This window comes from Pseudomonas sp. RT4P38 (genome assembly GCF_054897765.1).
In genome coordinates, this window is record NZ_CM142703.1 from 2050135 (window position 1) to 2069639 (window position 19505).

Sequence of the window (19505 nt, forward strand, 5' to 3'; positions counted from 1 at the left end):
GTCTGTCAGTCAACATTGATGTTGAATGTTATGGCCTCATCGCGAGCAAGCTCGCTCCCACAGGTGATTTGAGATTTTGTTGCCGTCGGACTTACTCGGCGATCTGCAACTTGCGCGACTCGGTGTAGACGTAACGCACTTTCTCGTACTCGAACGGCGAGTTCAGTTGGCCGTAGCGGAAGCCGGTCTGGTAGCGCTTGTCGACGCTGCGCAGGACCCAGACCTCAGGGTGGTTGGAGCTGACTTCGGAGACGTTCAGGAAGTTGATCGCCGACTCGGCCGTGAAGTCCACTGCCAGGCCACCGGTGTCGCGGATGTTCGAAGGGCCAAGGATCGGCAGCACGAAGTAGGCGCCGCCCGGTACGCCGTAGAAACCCAGTGTCTGCCCGAAGTCTTCGCTCTGGCGTGGCAGGCCCATGGCGGTGGCCGGGTCCCACAGGCCGGCGATGCCGACGGTTGTGTTGAGCAGCAACCGTGCGGTGGTTTCCATCGAGCGCTGCCCCTTGAACTGCAGCAGGCTGTTCAACAGGTTCGGTACGTCACCGATGTTGTTGAAGAAGTTGCTGACGCCAGTACGCAGGAAGCTCGGAGTGATGTAGCGATAGCCGTCAACCACGGGCAGGAACACCCATTGGTCGAAGCGGTAGTTGAAGTGGTAGACGCGGCGGTTCCACTCTTCCAGCGGGTCGTAGACGTTCAGCGCGTTAAGCGTCGAGCGTTCAAATTCGCGCTGATCCAGCCCCGGGTTGAATTTGAGTTTGCTCAGCGGCTCCTTGAAGCCGTCACTGTCGATGACAACCGGTGCGTTGGCTTTGCTGTTGTCGGCATTGGCGATGCCTGCACAGAGTAACGCTGCGATAAGCAGGAGGTATTTAGCCACGGAAGAACTCCAGCATGGCGTCGCTGTTGACGCGGTAATTAAGATTGCCGCAATGGCCGCCCAGTGGATAAACAGTCAAGCGGTCGCCGAAGGTCTTGCGCAGGAAACCGAGGTCGCCAGGGCCGAGGATCACGTCGTCGGCGTTGTGCATGACCGCGATTTTCGGGCTGTCATGCAGGTAGTCCTTCAAGGCATACAGGCTGGCCTGATCGATAAGTTGCAGCAGGCTCCCGCCATCGGTTCGCGCACGCCACATCGGAATCACTTGTTCGGTGATGTAGCAGTCGAAGTCGCACTGCAGCGCACGCTTGAGGTACGGCGTGAGGCTGGTGCCTTCGGTGATCGGGGTTTTCGGCGGCGTGATCAGACCACGACGGTTGATCAGGTCCGAGGTGAAGGCAATGTCGGCTGCCGAGAAGCGGAACGAGGTGCCGATCAGCATGGCCATCTGTTCGTTGCTCAGGTGCTGCTTGGACTGCTGGAAGTCGTAGAGCAGAGCATCGTTGAGGTCGATGTAGCCTTTTTGCTGGAAGTAGCGGGTCAGTTTGTTGAGCACCAGTTCATAGAAAGTGGTGCTGTTGTTGATGCCCTTGACCTCGGTCTGGACCAACTTGTCCAGGTTGGTGATCGAGGTGTAAAGGTTGACCGGCGGGTTGAGCAGCAAGACTTTCTTGAAGTTGAAGCTGCGGCGGGTTTCGTCCAGGTGTGCGACGAATGCCGCGTCCAGTGCACCCAGGCTGTAACCGGTCAGGTAGTAATCGGTAACGTTCACATTCGGGTTTTGTGCTCGCACGGCCTGCATCACCCGGTACAAGTCTTCGGCGTCTTCCTTGGTAATGCCGGGTGTAGCGAAACGTGAGGCGGCGCTCATGAAGTCGAAGCTGGTGGGCGACGACAGTTGCACCACATGGTAGCCGGCCTTGTAGTAGAGTTTTTTCAGGTACTCGTTGTGGCTGCTGTCATAGCGCGCGCCGGTGCCGGCGATCAGGAAGATCAGCGGTGCGGCTTTGTTCTGGGTGGCGATGCGATAGGTGAGTTTCTTCACCGGCCAGAAGTTGTCCGGCAGGTCGAATGCACGCTCCGGGCGCAACGTGACGCTGCGAGTTGCCTGATCGATGTCATCGTCCAGCGGTAACTCCGGACGCAGGTCCGGCGGCGTCGTCGCGATTGTCGCCTCGAACGGATTGGTCAAGGGGTAGCCATAACTGGCGGCGTCGATGTCGACCGCCAGTACGGACGCACTCAAAATAAGGCCGCCAAACAGGGCGGCGAAGCGCAAGGAACGGAGCATGACTAGATCCCTTAGAGAAAGGTGCCGAATGAAGTTCGCAGGCTATGACCACGGGGTTTGCGCCAAAGTGCCATGGATCGGCACCAATCAGGCCTAATTTCGGAGTAATGGTAGCTGGACGATACACTTTGCAGCTATTTCGTGACCAATTATCTGTTGCGCGCGTTTGCTTACCGCTGGCGGGAGATTAAGCTGGCCGCCGTTTTCGTTTATTGGAGTGCTTCATGTCCCGCCGTCTGCCTGTGATTCTGCTGCTCGTTCTCCTGCCGTTATGGCTGGCCGCCAGTTATGGCGCGCGTTATGGCTTTATGGAGGATGCTCAATGGGTCGGCATCTGTGTGGACGAAGCGAGTCGCTGGGAATGCCAGATTCGTTCGAGCCTGGGGTTGATGATTCACTTCAAGGTGTTGGGTTGGGCGGCGTTGGCGGCAGCCGTGATCGGTTTTGTGCTATCGGGTCGGGCAGGGTGGTGGCTGGCGGTGCTGGCGCTGGTGTTCGGGTTTCCGGCATTGGCGTTGTACAACACGACATTGGCTGTTTTTGCGGTGGTGATTGCTGCTTTGCGTTTGGTCAGGGCTTCCTGCAGCGCCTGATAGATCGTCATCGCGAGCAAGCTCGCTCCCACAGGGCTCTTCAGCGAATACAGAATTTTTGTACGACAAAGATCCCTGTGGGAGCGAGCTTGCTCGCGATGAGGCCGGTAGGGGCGCTGAAAAATTACCCCTTGCGAACCCGCAAACTGCGCCACAACGCTGCAACCATCAACACACTCACCAGCGCCCAACCCCAGGCCTGCTGGTTCTGCAACCCTTCTTGATACAGCTGCGGCGCAATGCCGGCGCCAATGATGAAGGTCAGCAGGGCTATCTCACGACGCGGCACGCTTACCGGGCGGCACAGATAAACCAGGGCCGGCAACAGGAAAGCGACACTCGGAAAACTGCGATAACGCGGATCGAACACCAGCTCCAGCATCATTACCGCAGCGGCAAACCCCGCTGCTGCCACCCACCAGCCAGCCCGACGTTCCAGTGCATTGAATGCACGTTCACGCCAACCGGTGCGAGCGCTCAGGGTCAGCGCGGCATGGGCCAACACCAACAGATTCAAACCCGTCAGCAGCGCCACCCACAACCATTCACTGGCAAAACGAGTGGTGACACGCGCCAGATCGCCCCAGGCGCCAATCGAGCAAGCCGCCAGCGCACCCAGCAGCGGCAGGACCAGCGCTGCGCGAGTGCTGCGAACACGCCCGCCGAGGATCAGTGTGCCGAGGAAGATCAAGCCGCCCACCACCAGCCACTGCGACCAGTACGGCACGTTCGACACCGGACCTGCCAGCACACCCTTATCCTGACGATCGGCGTCGAACAGCCCCCAGTAACCACCGACCGCACCTTCGCTGGCGCGTTTCCACGGCTGGTCAAAAGCTTCGATCAGGTTGTAATGCCAGCCTTGCTGCTCGGCCATGATGACAAAAGAGCGAATGAACTTGGCTTCATTGACCCGGCTCGGCAGAGCGGTTTCACGCTGACGGCCTTCGCTAGGCCAACCGGTTTCGCCAATCATCACGTCCTTGGGCGCGAATTTGTTACCGAACACCTGACGCACCTCGGCTACATGTTGCAGCGCAGCGTCGATATTCGAGGGATCGTCTTCCCAGTACGGCAGCAAATGGATGGTCAGGAAGTCCACTGCCGGGGCGACTTCCGGGTGCTTGAGCCAGAACTCCCAGACGTCGGCGTAAGTGACAGGCTGTTTGACCTGACTTTTGACTTTATGAATAAGCGTGGCCAACTGCGTACCAGTGACTTCCTTGCGCAACAGGGTTTCGTTGCCGACGATCACTGACGTCACCACGTCCGCGTTCGCGTTGGCTGAGGCGATCAGCAGGTCGACTTCCTTGGCGGTGTCTACCGGATTGCTGTTGACCCAGGCGCCAATCATCAACTTCAGCCCGTGCTTGCGCGCCAGGTCGGGCAGGGCCTCAAGGCCCGTCATCGAGTAGGTGCGAATGCATTCGAAGCGAGTCGCCAGCAGCGCGAGGTCGGCGTCCATGCGCTCGGGGCGCAGCTTGAACGGCTGATCGAACGGCGATTGATCCTTGTCGAAAGGGGTGTAGGAGGCGCATTGCAGTTTGTGCGTCGCGCTGGCCACATCCGGCAGCATCACCGGTTTACCGAGGCCGTACCAGAAGCCACCGAGGGCAAAAAGCCCCAACAGGCAGGCGAATAGATAAGCAAAAAAAGGAAAGCGTGATGTCGCGGGCATGGTCAGGCCGTCTGGGAGCAAAGCCGCGCATGTTACCTTCATTTGCCGCGTGCTTGGTGGCCTGCATAATTTTGACATGCAAAGTTCGGGCGGATTGGCCGGCGGACTTCCGGTGGTCTAGATTAATGGCGTTCTGATGTCGTTTCTCGATGCCTTGAGGTCGCTGGCAGAGAAGGTCGCCATTGGCGTGAGGTTGATGATCGACGCATCAGTGCTCTCATCGATAAATCGCGCTGATGTTCGAACAAGTTTGCGGTGGGCGTGATGGGGGCGCTGTGCACCATAACAATACGTTGACGCGACTCGGCATCCGTCGAGCGCAGCACTTTCGGGGAAGTAACGATGAAGATGCGACGACTTTTAGGCGCGAGTGCCGCTCTGGTGCTTGCGATTGGCTCCACATTCGCCAATGCCGAGAGCAAAACCCTGAGCATCGGCTACGTTGACGGTTGGTCCGACAGCGTTGCCACCACTCATGTGGCGGCCGAAGTGATCAAGCAGAAGCTGGGTTATGACGTGAAGCTGCAAGCCGTCGCAACCGGGATCATGTGGCAGGGTGTGGCCACCGGGAAACTCGACGCCATGATGTCTGCGTGGCTGCCTGTGACTCACGGTGATTACTGGACCAAGAACAAGGATCAGGTCGTCGATTACGGTCCGAACTTCAAAGACGCGAAAATCGGCTTGATCGTGCCGGAGTACGTCAAAGCCAAATCCATTGATGATCTTAAAACCGACGACAGCTTCAAAAAACGCATCGTCGGCATCGACGCCGGTTCAGGCGTGATGCTCAAGTCCGAACAGGCAATCAAGGACTACGATCTGACCGGGTATCAACTCAAGGCCAGTTCCGGCGCCGGCATGATTGCCGAGCTGACCCGTGCCGAGAAGAAAAACGAATCCATCGCCGTCACCGGTTGGGTGCCGCACTGGATGTTCGCCAAGTGGAAACTGCGCTTCCTGGATGATCCGAAAGGCGTTTTTGGCGCGGCTGAAACCGTGAACAACATCGGCAGCAAAGAACTGGCCACCAAGGCTCCGGAAGTTGCCAAGTTCCTGAAGAACTTCCAGTGGGCGTCGAAAGACGAAATCGGCGAAGTCATGTTGGCAATTCAGGATGGTGCCAAACCTGAAGCCGCAGCGAAGGATTGGGTGGCCAAACACCCGGAACGCGTTGCAGACTGGATCAAATGATTTGAGCTGACGTGTCTAGTCAGCACCTTCCAGGGCCGCTTGGTATCACTGCCAAGCGGCCTTTTTGCATTCCCGCATTCTTGTAGAGAGAAGACGGGTGCAAAGCAGGCTAATTGTTAATTGCTGAAAAATGGCAAAACCGTCATGTCGTTCTAATACTAAGGTCGTCTGGAACCAGTTCTGTAGCCGCATAGAGTGGATGACGTTACAACTTCATCTGTGCTGCGAGGATAAAAACAATGAACGACAGCATTTACCTCTCGATTCAAAACAGCCCGCGCTTCAAGGAGCTGGTTAGTAAGCGAGAAAGGTTCGCCTGGATTCTTTCGGCGATCATGCTTGGGCTTTACTCCGGATTCATCCTGTTGATTGCTTATGGGCCGCATATTCTGGGCGCGAAAATCAGCCCTGAGTCTTCGATTACCTGGGGGATACCCATTGGTGTCGGGCTGATTCTCTCGGCCTTTATCCTGACTGCAATCTACGTACGACGCGCCAATGGCGAATTCGACGACCTGAACAATGCGATTCTCAAGGAGGCTCAGCAATGATCCGGCGTCTAATGGCTCTATTGAGCATCGCAGCTTTCGCGCCGGGTGCCTGGGCCGCTGAAGCTCTGACTGGCGAAGTCAACAAACAACCGCTTAACGTCTCCGCGATTCTGATGTTCGTGGCGTTCGTCGGTTTGACCCTGTGCATCACCTACTGGGCCTCCAAGCGCAACAATTCGGCGGCTGACTACTATGCGGCGGGTGGCAAGATCACCGGCTTCCAGAACGGTTTGGCAATTGCCGGCGACTATATGTCCGCGGCGTCCTTCCTGGGTATTTCCGCCCTGGTGTTCACCTCCGGCTACGACGGCCTGATCTACTCGATCGGCTTCCTGGTGGGCTGGCCGATCATTCTGTTCCTGATCGCCGAGCGCCTGCGTAACCTGGGTAAATACACCTTTGCCGACGTGGCGTCCTATCGTCTCGGGCAAACCCAGATCCGCACCCTGTCCGCTTGCGGTTCGCTGGTGGTGGTGGCGTTCTACCTGATCGCGCAAATGGTCGGTGCCGGCAAGCTGATTCAGCTGCTGTTCGGTCTCGACTATCACATTGCAGTCATCCTGGTCGGTGTCCTGATGTGCTTGTACGTGCTGTTCGGCGGCATGCTGGCGACCACTTGGGTGCAGATCATCAAGGCAGTGTTGCTGCTGTCTGGTGCCTCGTTCATGGCGCTGATGGTGATGAAGCACGTCAACTTCGACTTCAATGCGCTGTTTTCCGAGGCGATCAAGGTTCACCCTAAAGGTGAGGCGATCATGAGCCCCGGCGGTCTGGTGAAAGACCCGATCTCCGCGTTCTCCCTTGGCCTGGCACTGATGTTCGGTACCGCTGGCCTGCCGCACATTCTGATGCGCTTCTTCACCGTGAGTGACGCAAAAGAAGCTCGTAAAAGCGTGCTGTATGCAACCGGCTTCATTGGCTATTTCTACATCCTGACGTTCATCATCGGCTTCGGCGCGATCCTGCTGGTCAGCACCAACCCTGCCTTTAAAGATGCTGCTGGCGCGTTGTTGGGCGGCAACAACATGGCGGCGGTGCACCTGGCTAATGCGGTCGGTGGCAGTATCTTCCTGGGCTTCATCTCTGCAGTCGCGTTCGCAACCATTCTGGCTGTGGTGGCTGGTTTGACGCTGGCCGGTGCTACGGCGGTGTCTCATGACCTTTACGCCAGTGTGATCAAGAAGGGCAAGGCCAACGACAAGGACGAGATCCGCGTCTCGAAAATCACCACCATCTTTCTGGGCGTGCTGGCGATCGGTCTGGGCATTCTGTTCGAAAGCCAGAACATCGCGTTCATGGTAGGCCTGGCGTTCTCCATCGCGGCGAGCTGTAACTTCCCGGTGCTGTTGCTTTCCATGTACTGGAAGAATCTGACCACCCGCGGAGCGATGATCGGTGGCTGGTTGGGTCTGGTGAGTGCTGTTGGTTTGATGGTCCTTGGGCCAACCATCTGGGTGCAGATTCTGCATCACGAGAAGGCTATCTTCCCGTATGAGTACCCGGCGTTGTTCTCCATGGCCATTGCGTTTATCGGGATCTGGTTCTTCTCGATTACTGACAAGTCGACCGCGGCTGACAATGAGCGGGCGCTGTTTTTCCCTCAGTTTGTTCGTTCGCAGACGGGGTTGGGGGCGAGTGGGGCGGTTTCTCACTAAGGCTTCAGGCTTATATATGTAAGCTGCGTTAAACAGAAATGCCCCGGTCGAGAGATCGGGGCATTTTTTGTTGGGCGGTTTGATTGTGTACATATCCGTTGCTGCGGTAACGGTTGATTATGGTTTCGCTTTTACAGCGAGTCCCTTTTTCAAACGCCAAAAAGGAACCAAAAGGCTTCGCCCCGGCGTACGGCGCCTCGCTAAAGCTCCGCGTTCCCTCGCTACGGCGTCCATCAGGGGGCATCGCCTCCGGTCTGCTTCGCGACGACCTCCTCTCGATGTGTGCGGCTTCGCCGCACGGCGCTACGCGCCTAACCCCCTGATGAACACCTCCACTCGGCCTGCCGAAGGGGCGAGAGATCAAAAGCAGGATCAAGATCTGAAGCCACGGCCACGGCCACGGCCACGGCAAGATCAAAAGATCGCAGCCTCGTTTCACTCGACAGCTCCTACAAGGGATGCGGTGTGAGGGGGGGTACGCACGCTTCTAACCACTCAACAGGCCGAGCGTTAGCTCGCGTGAGCTTTTGATTTGCCCGCCCCTTCGGGAGGCTGAGTGGAGGTGTTCATCTGGGGGGCAGGCGCGCAGCGCCGTTCGACGAAGTCGAACACATCGAGAGGAGGTCGTCGCGAAGCAGACCGTAGGCGATGCCCCCAGATGGACACCGAAGCGAGGGAACACTGAGCTTTAGCGAAGTGCCGTACGCCGGGGCGAAGCCTTTTGCTTACTTTTCGGCGTTTGGAAAAGTGAGTCGCTGTAAAAGCCATCCCTTTCAAGGTCTTTTGACCTTGGCGGCCTTGAGCACCCTATCTGTCGACACGTGAGCATTCACTGCCTTGCCTTCCAGCCATTCCTTGGGTTTAGGCACCTTCGGACCTCGTTTGCTTTTGGCGACGGATTTGGGCGGGATGTTTTTAGCCAGCGCCAGCAAGTGCTGAGCCAGCCCTCCTGAGCGGATCGGGATGGCTAAGTGCTCTGGCGGCAAGGCGATCTGCAGGCCCTCGTAACCGCTGCGTACCTGTACCGTCAGGTGGAAGATCGATGCTTCCCAATCTTCAGGCTGGGTCTGGCGATGAGCCTGTTCGACGCTGCGCTTAAGCACGGACAAAACGTTATAAGCCAACACAGCGGACGCAAATCCAAGCAGGGCGGCCTTGGGGTTGCCCAGGCTTTCGATTTCACTGTCCAGCACCGATTCCAGGCGCTGGAACATCCCTTCGATACTCCAGCGACGACGATACAAATCGGCGATTTGCTCAGCGGTGATGGTGTCGGGCAAGTTGCTCCAGAACAACAGCATGGTGTCGCCTGATTCGGTAGCTTTTTGCAGGTTCAGTTCAACACGCCGCCACTGACGTCCGCCTTTCACTTCGATGGTTTGCTCGCGCACGCTTCCCGCCTCGACCGCGACAGGTTCTTGCCAGTCGCTTTCCTGAAGCAGGCGCGGATGCTTACTCGGCTCACGAATAATGAAAGAAGCGCCAGCGTCTTCGCAGGCCTCCATGACCGGGAGCGTGCAATAGAGCCGATCAGCCATCCACAACTGGCCCCTACTGGCGTTTTCCAGCAACGGCAGCACGCCGACGCGCTCACTGGCATAAGCATCTTCACAGGGCTGAAGATCGACGACCTGGTCCAGATCAGGGTCGTAAACCACGACCGAAAAACCAGGCCGGGCGGCGCCTCGTTCACGGCGCAACGCGCCCAGACGTTTTTCGCTGGAAGGCAGGTGGTTGCCGTCAACCACCCGCAGTTGCCAGCCAGGCAAAATGGCCGAGCAGCCCAATTCTTCAATCGTCGGAGCCAGGCGTTGCGCACTGCCGACTACCAACGCACGCAGCAGCGCGGGCTCCGTGCGGCTGACCTTGTCATAAAGCGCCGCCAAGCTGACGGGAAGATCTTCCATCTGCCGCGCCGCGGCATGTAGCGAGGGTCGCAAACCCAGTGAAACGAGGGACATCAGCTCAATAATGGTCGAAAACAAAAGCTCGCGCGGGTACTGGCGCTGACGATGTTCTTCGAACACCTGATCAACCCACTCTGCCGCAACGGCCTGCTCCAAAACCAATTTGGCCATGACACTGGCCGGCGCTTTTTTCTCGAACCGCGCTAAAACTTCTGCCCACATCGTCTCGCCGTCCTGACTGGAGTTTTGAGGATTTTATCAAAGACCTTGAAAGGGATGGCTGTAAAAGCGAAACCATAATCAGCCGTTACCGCAGCAACGGATATGTACACGACCAAAGACCCAGTCGGCCCCCAGGCCGCTGAGACCGCACAAACAAAAACGGCCTCTATATAAATAGAGGCCGTTCTCGGTGCAATTCAAGACGTTATCGCAAGACAGGTCTTATTTGCGGTCTTCCAGCTTGGTGATGTCACGCGACTCGTAGCCGGTGTACAGCTGGCGCGGACGGCCAATCTTATACGGGCTGGAGAGCATTTCTTTCCAGTGGGAAATCCAGCCGACAGTCCGCGCCAGGGCGAAGATTACGGTGAACATGCTGGTTGGAATGCCGATCGCCTTGAGGATAATCCCCGAGTAGAAGTCGACGTTCGGGTACAGCGAGCGTTCGATGAAGTACGGGTCGGTCAGGGCGATCTCTTCCAGGCGCATGGCCAGTTCGAGTTGCGGATCGTTGGTGATGCCCAGTTCTTTCAGTACTTCGTCGCAGGTCTGCTTCATGACTGTGGCGCGTGGGTCGCGGTTTTTGTAAACCCGGTGACCGAAGCCCATCAGTTTGAACGGATCGTTCTTGTCCTTGGCCTTGGCGATGTACTTGTCGATGTTCGACACATCGCCAATTTCATCGAGCATGGTCAGAACAGCTTCGTTCGCGCCGCCGTGGGCAGGGCCCCACAGTGCGGCGATGCCGGCGGCGATACAAGCGAACGGGTTGGCACCCGAAGAGCCGGCCAGGCGTACGGTGGAGGTCGATGCGTTCTGCTCATGGTCGGCATGGAGGATGAAGATCTTGTCCATGGCCTTGGCGAGTACCGGGCTGATCGGTTTGATCTCGCACGGGGTGTTGAACATCATGTGCAGGAAGTTTTCCGCGTACGTCAGGTCGTTGCGCGGGTACATCATGGGCTGACCCATGGAGTACTTGTAAACCATCGCTGCCAGCGTCGGCATCTTGGCAACCAGACGGATCGCGGAGATTTCGCGATGCTGCGGGTTATTGATGTCCAGGGAGTCGTGGTAGAAGGCCGAGAGGGCGCCGACTACACCGCACATGACGGCCATCGGGTGGGCGTCGCGACGGAAGCCGTTGAAGAAGGTCTTCAGCTGCTCATGAACCATGGTGTGGTTCTTGACGGTGCTGACGAACTGGGCTTTCTGTTCTGCGGTCGGCAGTTCGCCGTTGAGCAGCAGATAGCAGGTTTCCAGGTAGTCCGATTTTTCAGCCAGCTGTTCAATCGGGTAGCCGCGGTGCAGCAGGATCCCGTTGTCACCGTCGATATAGGTGATCTTCGACTCGCAGGCAGCGGTCGACATGAAACCAGGGTCAAAGGTGAAACGGCCCGTGGCCGTCAGGCTCCGGACATCGATAACATCGGGACCAACGGTGCCGCTTAAAATGGGCAGCTCGACGGGGGCTGCGCCCTCGATGATCAACTGCGCTTTTTTGTCAGCCATGTGGCCTCCTATTTATGCTTGAAATCATCAGACAGACCCCCCACGCAGGGCCCGCACCACTATAGTGAGATAAATTCGAATGTCAATTTGCCTAAAGTCTTGCTCCAGAAGGCTTTAACCGGACTTTTTCCTCGAAATTGACTGCCATTTACGCCTTTTATCTAACTTGTGCAATGCGCTATTAGGGGAAGGTGAACGCGTTGTCATTAGTAGCCTAACTGTCTATACTCGGCCTCCGACCGCCAGGGGCTTTTGGGCCTGCTTTACTGGGGGTCGCACTCCCTGGGTGGTGGGTACCTGACCAGTGCACTCCCCAACAACTTTGCCCTGATTGTTAGGGGCTCTTCAGTGTGAAAAAAAGCCGTGAATAGCCAACGACCTGTAAACCTAGACCTAAGGACCATCAAACTCCCAGTCACTGCTTACACGTCCATTCTTCACCGAATCTCCGGAATCATCCTCTTTGTCAGCCTGGCCATCATGCTTTATGCACTGGACAAGTCGCTCGACTCGGAAGAAGGCTTCGGTCAGGTGAAAGCGTGTCTGACCAGTCCGCTAGCCAAGCTAGTGACATGGGGCATCCTGTCCGCTCTGCTGTATCACCTGGTTGCCGGTGTGCGCCACTTGATGATGGACATGGGCATTGGCGAGTCGCTTGAGGGCGGCAAACTGGGCTCGAAAATCGTTATCGCCATTTCCGTGGTGGTAATCGTTCTGGCAGGAGTTTGGATATGGTAACTAACGTCACGAACCTGTCGCGTTCGGGCCTCTATGACTGGATGGCACAACGTGTGTCTGCGGTCGTTCTCGCGGCTTACTTCATTTTCCTGATCGGATACGTCGTCGCCAACCCTGGCATCGGCTACGCCCAATGGCATGAACTGTTCGCAAGCAACTGGATGCGTATTTTCAGTCTCCTGGCTCTCGTTGCCCTCGGCGCTCACGCCTGGGTCGGCATGTGGACCATCGCGACCGACTACCTGACGCCAATGGCGTTCGGCAAGTCCGCGACTGCAATACGTTTCCTCTTCCAGGCAGTATGCGGCGTTGCGATGTTCGCCTACTTCGTCTGGGGTGTGCAGATTCTTTGGGGTATCTGATTCATGTCTAATACAGTTAACACGCTTTCGTTCGACGCCATCATCATTGGCGGCGGCGGTGCTGGCATGCGCGCTGCGCTGCAGCTGGCACAAGGTGGTCACAAGACTGCCGTGGTTACCAAGGTTTTCCCGACTCGCTCGCACACCGTATCCGCCCAGGGTGGCATCACCTGCGCCATCGCCTCGGCAGATCCGAACGATGACTGGCGCTGGCACATGTACGATACCGTCAAGGGTTCCGACTATATCGGTGACCAGGACGCTATCGAATACATGTGTTCCGTAGGCCCGGAAGCGGTCTTCGAACTCGAGCACATGGGCTTGCCGTTCTCCCGTACCGAACAAGGCCGCATCTATCAGCGTCCGTTCGGCGGCCAGTCGAAAGACTTCGGTAAAGGTGGTCAGGCTGCCCGTACGTGCGCCGCTGCCGACCGTACCGGTCACGCGCTGTTGCACACCCTGTACCAGGCCAACCTCAAGGCCGGCACCGTATTCCTCAACGAATACTACGGTGTCGACCTGGTGAAGAACGAAGACGGTGCTTTTGTCGGCATGATCGTCATCTGCATCGAAACCGGCGAAACCTCCTACGTCCGCGCTAACGCCACCGTACTGGCGACTGGCGGTGCGGGTCGTATCTACTCGTCCACCACCAATGCCCTGATCAACACCGGTGACGGCGTCGGCATGGCTCTGCGTGCTGGCGTGCCGGTACAAGACATTGAAATGTGGCAGTTCCACCCAACCGGCATCGCCGGCGCGGGTGTACTGGTTACTGAAGGTTGCCGCGGTGAAGGCGGTTACCTGATCAACAAGCACGGCGAGCGTTTCATGGAGCGTTATGCTCCGAACGCCAAAGACCTGGCTGGTCGTGACGTGGTTGCTCGCTCGATGGTTAAAGAAATCATCGCCGGCAACGGTTGCGGTCCGGATGGCGACCACGTAATGCTGAAACTCGATCATCTCGGTGAAGAAGTTCTGCACAGCCGTCTGCCTGGCATCATGGAACTGTCCAAGACCTTCGCCCACGTCGATCCAGCCGTGTCGCCGATTCCGGTCGTTCCAACCTGCCACTATATGATGGGCGGCGTGCCGACCAACATTCACGGCCAGGCGATCACTCAGGACGCCGACGGCGTTGACCAGATCATCCCGGGTCTGTTCGCAGTAGGCGAAGTGGCCTGCGTATCGGTTCACGGTGCCAACCGTCTGGGCGGTAACTCGTTGCTCGACCTGGTGGTATTCGGTCGTGCTGCCGGCCTGTTCCTGGAGCAGACCCTGAAAGAAGGCGTCGATTACACTCGCGCTCGCCAGTCCGACATCGACGCTGCCCTGGCGCGTCTCGATGGCCTGAACTCGCGTACCGAGGGCGAAGACGTCGCCACCCTGCGTAAAGAGCTGCAAAGCTGCATGCAGAACTACTTCGGTGTATTCCGTACCGGCGAATACATGCAGAAGGGTATTGCCCAACTGGCTGATCTGCGTGGCCGTATCGCCAACGTCAAGATCAACGACAAGAGCCAGGCGTTCAACACCGCTCGTATCGAAGCTCTGGAATTGCAGAACCTGCTGGAAGTGGCTGAAGCTACCGCCATCGCTGCAGAGATCCGCAAAGAGTCCCGCGGCGCTCACGCCCGTGAAGACTACGAAGATCGCGACGACGAAAACTGGCTGTGCCACACCCTGTACTTCCCGGGTGACAAGCGCGTAACCAAGCGTGCTGTGAACTTCTCGCCGAAGACTGTTCCGACTTTTGAACCTAAGATTCGGACTTATTAAGGGTGGCCGCCATGTTGCAAGTCAGTGTTTATCGCTACAACCCTGATCAGGACGCTGCGCCGTTCATGCAGGAATTTTCGGTCGATACCGGTGGTAAAGACCTGATGGTGCTGGACGTGCTGGCCCTGATCAAAGAGCAGGACGAAGGGTTCTCCTATCGTCGCTCTTGCCGTGAAGGTGTTTGCGGTTCCGACGGCATGAACATCAACGGCAAAAACGCTCTGGCGTGCGTCACGCCGCTGTCCGCTGTCGTAAAAGGTAACAAGCTGATCGTTCGTCCTCTGCCAGGTTTGCCGGTTATCCGTGACCTGGTCGTCGATATGAGCATCTTCTACAAGCAATACGAGAAGGTTAAGCCATACCTGCAGAACGACACGCCGGCTCCGGCCATCGAACGTCTGCAGTCCCCTGAAGAGCGTGAAAAGCTCGACGGTCTGTACGAGTGCATCCTGTGCGCTTGCTGCTCGACCTCTTGCCCGTCCTTCTGGTGGAACCCGGACAAGTTCCTGGGTCCAGCTGCTCTGCTGCAAGCGTATCGCTTCCTGGCAGACAGCCGCGATACCAAGACTGCCGAGCGTCTGGCTTCGCTGGATGACCCGTTCAGCGTATTCCGCTGCCGCGGGATCATGAACTGCGTCAACGTCTGCCCGAAAGGCCTGAACCCGACTAAGGCCATCGGTCACGTACGTAACATGTTGCTGCAAAGCGGCGTGTGATTCAGCTGCTGTACCCGGCTGTTGTAAATGCAGTACCGCTGTACCCGTAGATGCTACGGCGCAGGCTTCAACCGGCGCCGTAGTTTTAACCTGAGCAGCAGCTTATAAGGCTGCGGCTCTTATTTTGAAGAAATGAGACAAGCAGGGGCATCCGGGCTGGTACCCGGACTATCAGCGTGATCCTAAGTGGCTTGTTTTAGTCGCTGCATTCGGACTTCTGCAAGCGTGCTCGGTGTCGACGCCGGTGGTGTTCCCCTAACCGAGGGTGACCAAGCATGCAAGAAAGCGTGATGCAGCGCATGTGGAACAGCGCCTACCTATCCGGTAGTAACGCTGCCTATGTGGAAGAGCTCTATGAGCTCTACCTGCACGACCCTAACGCTGTGCCAGAAGAGTGGCGCACCTACTTTCAGAAGTTGCCTGCTGACGGCAACACTGCCACCGATGTTTCGCACTCGACAATTCGCGATCATTTCGTCTTGCTGGCAAAGAACCAGCGCCGCGCCCAACCGGTTTCCGCCGGCAGCGTGAGCAGTGAGCACGAGAAGAAGCAAGTTGAAGTGCTGCGATTGATCCAGGCCTACCGTATGCGTGGCCACCAGGCAGCCCAGCTTGACCCGCTGGGGCTGTGGCAGCGTCCTGCACCTGCAGACCTGTCGATCAATCATTACGGCTTGACCAATGCCGATCTTGATACGACCTTCCGTGCCGGCGACCTGTTCATCGGCAAAGAGGAAGCGAGCCTACGCGAAATTCACGAAGCGTTGCAGCAGACATATTGCCGCACCATCGGCGCTGAGTTCACGCATATCACCGATTCCGAGCAGCGCCAGTGGTTCCAGCAGCGTCTGGAAAGCGTGCGTGGCCGTCCGACGTACTCCGCCGACATCAAGAGTCATCTGCTCGAGCGCGTCACGGCCGGCGAAGGCCTGGAAAAATACCTGGGCACCAAATACCCGGGCACCAAGCGTTTCGGTCTGGAAGGCGGCGAAAGTCTGATTCCGATGCTCGATGAGCTGATCCAGCGTTCCGGGTCCTACGGCACCAAGGAAATCGTTATCGGCATGGCCCACCGTGGTCGTCTGAACGTGCTGGTCAACACCTTTGGCAAGAACCCCCGCGAGCTGTTCGACGAGTTCGAAGGCAAGAAGAAGGTCGAACTGGGTTCCGGTGACGTTAAATATCACCAGGGCTTCTCGTCCAACGTCATGACCACCGGCGGTGAAGTTCACCTCGCCATGGCCTTCAACCCGTCCCACCTGGAAATTGTATCTCCAGTGGTCGAGGGTTCGGTTCGCGCCCGTCAGGACCGTCGTAACGACCCTACCGGCGAGAAGGTTCTGCCGATCTCCATCCACGGTGACGCGGCATTCGCCGGTCAAGGCGTGGTGATGGAAACCTTCCAGATGTCGCAGACCCGCGGTTTCAAAACCGGCGGCACCGTGCACATCGTCATCAACAACCAGGTCGGTTTCACCATCAGCAACCCGCTGGACTCGCGTTCCACCGAGTACGCGACCGACGTTGCGAAAATGATCCAGGCGCCGATCCTCCATGTGAATGGTGATGATCCGGAAGCCGTATTGTTCGTGACCCAGTTGGCCATCGACTACCGCATGCAGTACAAGCGCGACGTGGTGATCGACCTGGTCTGCTACCGTCGTCGCGGCCACAACGAGGCCGACGAGCCAAGCGGTACCCAGCCTCTGATGTATCAGCAAATCGCCAAGCAGCGCACCACGCGTGAACTGTATGCCGATCGTCTGACTCAGGGCGGAGTACTCGACGCTGAGCGTGTTCAAGCGAAAATCGATGAATACCGTAACGCGCTGGACAACGGCCTGCATGTTGTAAAAAGCCTGGTCAAAGAGCCGAACAAGGAATTGTTCGTGGACTGGCGTCCGTATCTGGGCCACGCCTGGACCGCACGTCACGACACTCGCTTCGATCTGAAAACCTTGCAGGAACTGTCCGCCAAGCTACTGGAAATTCCGGAAGGCTTCGTGGTTCAGCGCCAGGTCTCGAAAATCTACGAAGACCGTCAGAAGATGCAAGCCGGTGGCCTGCCGATCAACTGGGGTTACGCCGAAACCATGGCGTACGCGACCCTGGCGTTCGAAGGTCACCCGATTCGCATGACGGGTCAGGACATCGGTCGCGGTACGTTCTCGCACCGTCACGCCGTCTTGCACAACCAGAAAGACACGGGCAGCTACATTCCGCTGCAGAACTTGTACAAAGGTCAGCCACGCTTCGACCTGTACGATTCGTTCCTGTCTGAAGAAGCGGTTCTGGCGTTCGAGTACGGTTACTCGACTACCACGCCTGAGGCGCTGGTTATCTGGGAAGCCCAGTTCGGCGACTTCGCTAACGGTGCCCAGGTGGTTATCGACCAGTTCATCACCAGTGGCGAGCACAAGTGGGGCCGTCTCTGCGGTCTGACCATGTTGCTGCCGCACGGTTATGAAGGTCAGGGTCCGGAGCACTCTTCGGCTCGTCTGGAGCGTTACCTGCAACTGTGCGCCGAGCACAACATTCAGGTAGCGGTGCCGACCACGCCGGCCCAGATCTACCACTTGCTGCGTCGTCAGGTGATTCGCCCGCTGCGCAAGCCATTGATAGTCCTGACGCCGAAGTCGTTGCTGCGTCATAAACTGGCCGTGTCGACCCTGGAAGATCTGGCCGAAGGTTCGTTCCAGACCGTTATTCCGGAAATCGATGTTCAAGACCCGAAAAAGGTCGAGCGTATTGTTTTGTGTAGCGGCAAGGTCTACTACGACCTGCTGGAAAAACGCCGTGCCGAAGGTCGTGATGACATCGCCGTCGTGCGTATCGAGCAGCTGTACCCATTCCCTGAGGACGACTTGAACGAAGTCCTGGCTCCGTACACCAACCTCAAACACATCGTTTGGTGTCAGGAAGAGCCGATGAACCAGGGTGCCTGGTACTGCAGCCAGCACCACATGCGCCGCATCGTTGGCAATCACAACAAGGCACTCTTTCTCGAGTACGCCGGCCGTGATGCTTCTGCTGCACCTGCTTGTGGTTACGCATCGATGCACGCTGAGCAGCAAGAAAAACTGCTGCAAGACGCCTTTACTGTTTAACGCCTTCGCGCACCTGAAACCGAATTTAAGGACCCACAGATAATGGCTATCGAAATCAAAGCCCCCACTTTCCCGGAATCGGTTGCCGATGGCACCGTTGCCACCTGGCACAAAAAGCCGGGCGACGCCGTCAAGCGCGATGACCTGATCGTCGACATCGAAACTGACAAAGTCGTATTGGAAGTGTTGGCTACCGCTGATGGCGTGCTGGGCGCTATCGTCAAGAACGAAGGCGACACCGTTCTGTCCGACGAAGTCCTGGGCTCCATCGAAGCGGGCGGCGCTGCTGCCGCTCCAGCCGCTGCCGCTGCTCCGGCTGCTGCACAGGCTGCTGCTCCAGCCGCTGAAGGCGAAGACGATCCTGTTGCTGCACCGGCTGCTCGCAAGCTGGCTGAAGAAAACGGCATCAATATCGCTTCCGTTGCCGGTACTGGCAAAGGCGGTCGTGTGACCAAGGAAGACGTGGTTGCAGCTGTGGCTGCCAAGAAAGCCGCTCCGGCTGCCGCGCCTGCCAAGGCTGCTGCTCCTGCCGCTGCTGCTCCAGTGTTCGCCGCCGGTGACCGCGTTGAAAAACGCGTTCCAATGACCCGTCTGCGCGCCAAGGTTGCCGAGCGTCTGGTTGAAGCTCAGTCGAACATGGCGATGCTGACCACGTTCAACGAAGTCGACATGACCGAAGTCATGGCGCTGCGTTCGAAGTACAAGGACCTGTTCGAGAAGTCCCACAACGGCGTGCGTCTGGGCTTCATGTCGTTCTTCGTGAAAGCGGCCACCGAAGCGCTGAAACGCTACCCGGCTGTTAACGCTTCGATCGACGGCGCTGACATCGTTTACCACGGCTACGCCGACGTTGGTGTGGCTGTTTCCAGCGACCGCGGTCTGGTTGTACCGGTTCTGCGTAACGCCGAACTGATGAGCCTGGCTGAAATCGAAGGCGGCATCGCCACCTTCGGCAAGAAGGCTCGTGACGGCAAACTGTCGATGGACGAGATGACCGGCGGTACGTTCACCATCACTAACGGTGGTACCTTCGGTTCGATGATGTCGACCCCGATCGTCAACCCGCCACAAGCGGCTATCCTGGGCATGCACAACATTCTGCAGCGTCCTATGGCGATCAACGGTCAAGTCGTTATCCGTCCGATGATGTACCTGGCTCTGTCCTACGATCACCGTCTGATCGATGGCAAAGAAGCTGTGACCTTCCTGGTTACCATCAAGAACCTGCTGGAAGACCCGGCTCGTTTGCTGCTGGATATCTGATTTCGTTGCACAGGCCGTCCAGTGATGGACGGCCCTTCTGTAATGACCAGCTTCGTC

At 57.6% G+C, this 19505-nt stretch carries 15 protein-coding genes; 10 read left to right on the forward strand and 5 right to left on the reverse strand.

From position 1 onward, the window contains the following. Positions 1-91 precede the first annotated feature (91 nt). Positions 92-880: an MlaA family lipoprotein gene (locus tag ACYZT7_RS09515; protein ID WP_462040824.1), complete on the reverse strand. Its 789-nt coding sequence runs from the start codon at positions 878-880 to the stop codon at positions 92-94. Beyond that, positions 873-2171 (reverse strand): serine/threonine protein kinase, encoded by a 1299-nt coding sequence (locus ACYZT7_RS09520; RefSeq protein ID WP_462040825.1) that lies wholly within the window; start codon positions 2169-2171, stop codon positions 873-875. The genes ACYZT7_RS09515 and ACYZT7_RS09520 overlap by 8 nt, the downstream gene beginning before the upstream one ends. A gap of 224 nt (positions 2172-2395) precedes the next feature. Between ACYZT7_RS09520 and ACYZT7_RS09525 the strand changes: the two genes are divergently transcribed. After that, positions 2396-2764, forward strand: a complete 369-nt coding sequence (locus ACYZT7_RS09525; protein ID WP_462040826.1) for a hypothetical protein — start codon at positions 2396-2398, stop codon at positions 2762-2764. Between the two features lie 124 nt (positions 2765-2888). On the opposite strand, the gene ACYZT7_RS09530 is transcribed toward ACYZT7_RS09525, so the two are convergent. Continuing rightward, positions 2889-4484: a glycoside hydrolase family 17 protein gene (locus tag ACYZT7_RS09530; RefSeq protein ID WP_462040827.1), complete on the reverse strand. Its 1596-nt coding sequence runs from the start codon at positions 4482-4484 to the stop codon at positions 2889-2891. A gap of 300 nt (positions 4485-4784) precedes the next feature. Here ACYZT7_RS09530 and ACYZT7_RS09535 point away from each other — a divergent pair, with 300 nt between their 5' ends. The 3 genes from ACYZT7_RS09535 to ACYZT7_RS09545 all read left to right on the forward strand — a co-directional run bounded on the left by ACYZT7_RS09535 (position 4785) and on the right by ACYZT7_RS09545 (position 7842). After that, the gene (locus ACYZT7_RS09535; RefSeq protein ID WP_403140384.1) at positions 4785-5636 is read left to right on the forward strand and encodes a glycine betaine ABC transporter substrate-binding protein; all 852 of its coding nucleotides are present in this window, start codon (positions 4785-4787) and stop codon (positions 5634-5636) included. 239 nt (positions 5637-5875) lie between these two features. Continuing rightward, on the forward strand, positions 5876-6187 hold the full coding sequence (locus ACYZT7_RS09540; protein WP_017337238.1) for a DUF485 domain-containing protein: 312 nt from the start codon (positions 5876-5878) through the stop codon (positions 6185-6187). Then, complete coding sequence (locus ACYZT7_RS09545; protein WP_462040828.1) at positions 6184-7842, forward strand: cation acetate symporter; 1659 nt, start codon at positions 6184-6186, stop codon at positions 7840-7842. Before ACYZT7_RS09540 ends, ACYZT7_RS09545 begins: the two co-directional genes overlap by 4 nt. Positions 7843-8615: 773 nt before the next feature. Here ACYZT7_RS09545 and ACYZT7_RS09550 read toward each other — a convergent pair. Both ACYZT7_RS09550 and gltA read right to left on the reverse strand, forming a co-directional pair. After that, the gene (locus ACYZT7_RS09550) at positions 8616-9920 is read right to left on the reverse strand and encodes an IS4 family transposase (protein ID WP_462040829.1); all 1305 of its coding nucleotides are present in this window, start codon (positions 9918-9920) and stop codon (positions 8616-8618) included. A 273-nt stretch (positions 9921-10193) separates the two neighbouring features. Beyond that, positions 10194-11483 (reverse strand): citrate synthase, encoded by a 1290-nt coding sequence (gene gltA / locus ACYZT7_RS09555; RefSeq protein WP_461973441.1) that lies wholly within the window; start codon positions 11481-11483, stop codon positions 10194-10196. Positions 11484-11846: 363 nt separating this feature from the next. Between gltA and sdhC the strand changes: the two genes are divergently transcribed. From sdhC to odhB, 6 genes are all read left to right on the forward strand, one after another. After that, positions 11847-12221: a succinate dehydrogenase, cytochrome b556 subunit gene (sdhC, locus tag ACYZT7_RS09560; protein WP_282377550.1), complete on the forward strand. Its 375-nt coding sequence runs from the start codon at positions 11847-11849 to the stop codon at positions 12219-12221. Then, entirely contained in the window at positions 12215-12583 is a 369-nt protein-coding gene (gene sdhD, locus ACYZT7_RS09565; RefSeq protein ID WP_007945134.1) for a succinate dehydrogenase, hydrophobic membrane anchor protein, read from the forward strand. The genes sdhC and sdhD overlap by 7 nt, the downstream gene beginning before the upstream one ends. 3 nt (positions 12584-12586) lie before the next feature. After that, positions 12587-14362 (forward strand): succinate dehydrogenase flavoprotein subunit, encoded by a 1776-nt coding sequence (sdhA, locus tag ACYZT7_RS09570; protein ID WP_282377551.1) that lies wholly within the window; start codon positions 12587-12589, stop codon positions 14360-14362. A gap of 11 nt (positions 14363-14373) precedes the next feature. Next, complete coding sequence (locus ACYZT7_RS09575; RefSeq protein WP_462040830.1) at positions 14374-15078, forward strand: succinate dehydrogenase iron-sulfur subunit; 705 nt, start codon at positions 14374-14376, stop codon at positions 15076-15078. 275 nt (positions 15079-15353) lie between these two features. After that, positions 15354-18185: a 2-oxoglutarate dehydrogenase E1 component gene (locus tag ACYZT7_RS09580; protein ID WP_462040831.1), complete on the forward strand. Its 2832-nt coding sequence runs from the start codon at positions 15354-15356 to the stop codon at positions 18183-18185. Between the two features lie 42 nt (positions 18186-18227). Continuing rightward, on the forward strand, positions 18228-19448 hold the full coding sequence (odhB, locus tag ACYZT7_RS09585; RefSeq protein WP_449645655.1) for a 2-oxoglutarate dehydrogenase complex dihydrolipoyllysine-residue succinyltransferase: 1221 nt from the start codon (positions 18228-18230) through the stop codon (positions 19446-19448). Positions 19449-19505: the final 57 nt, after the last annotated feature.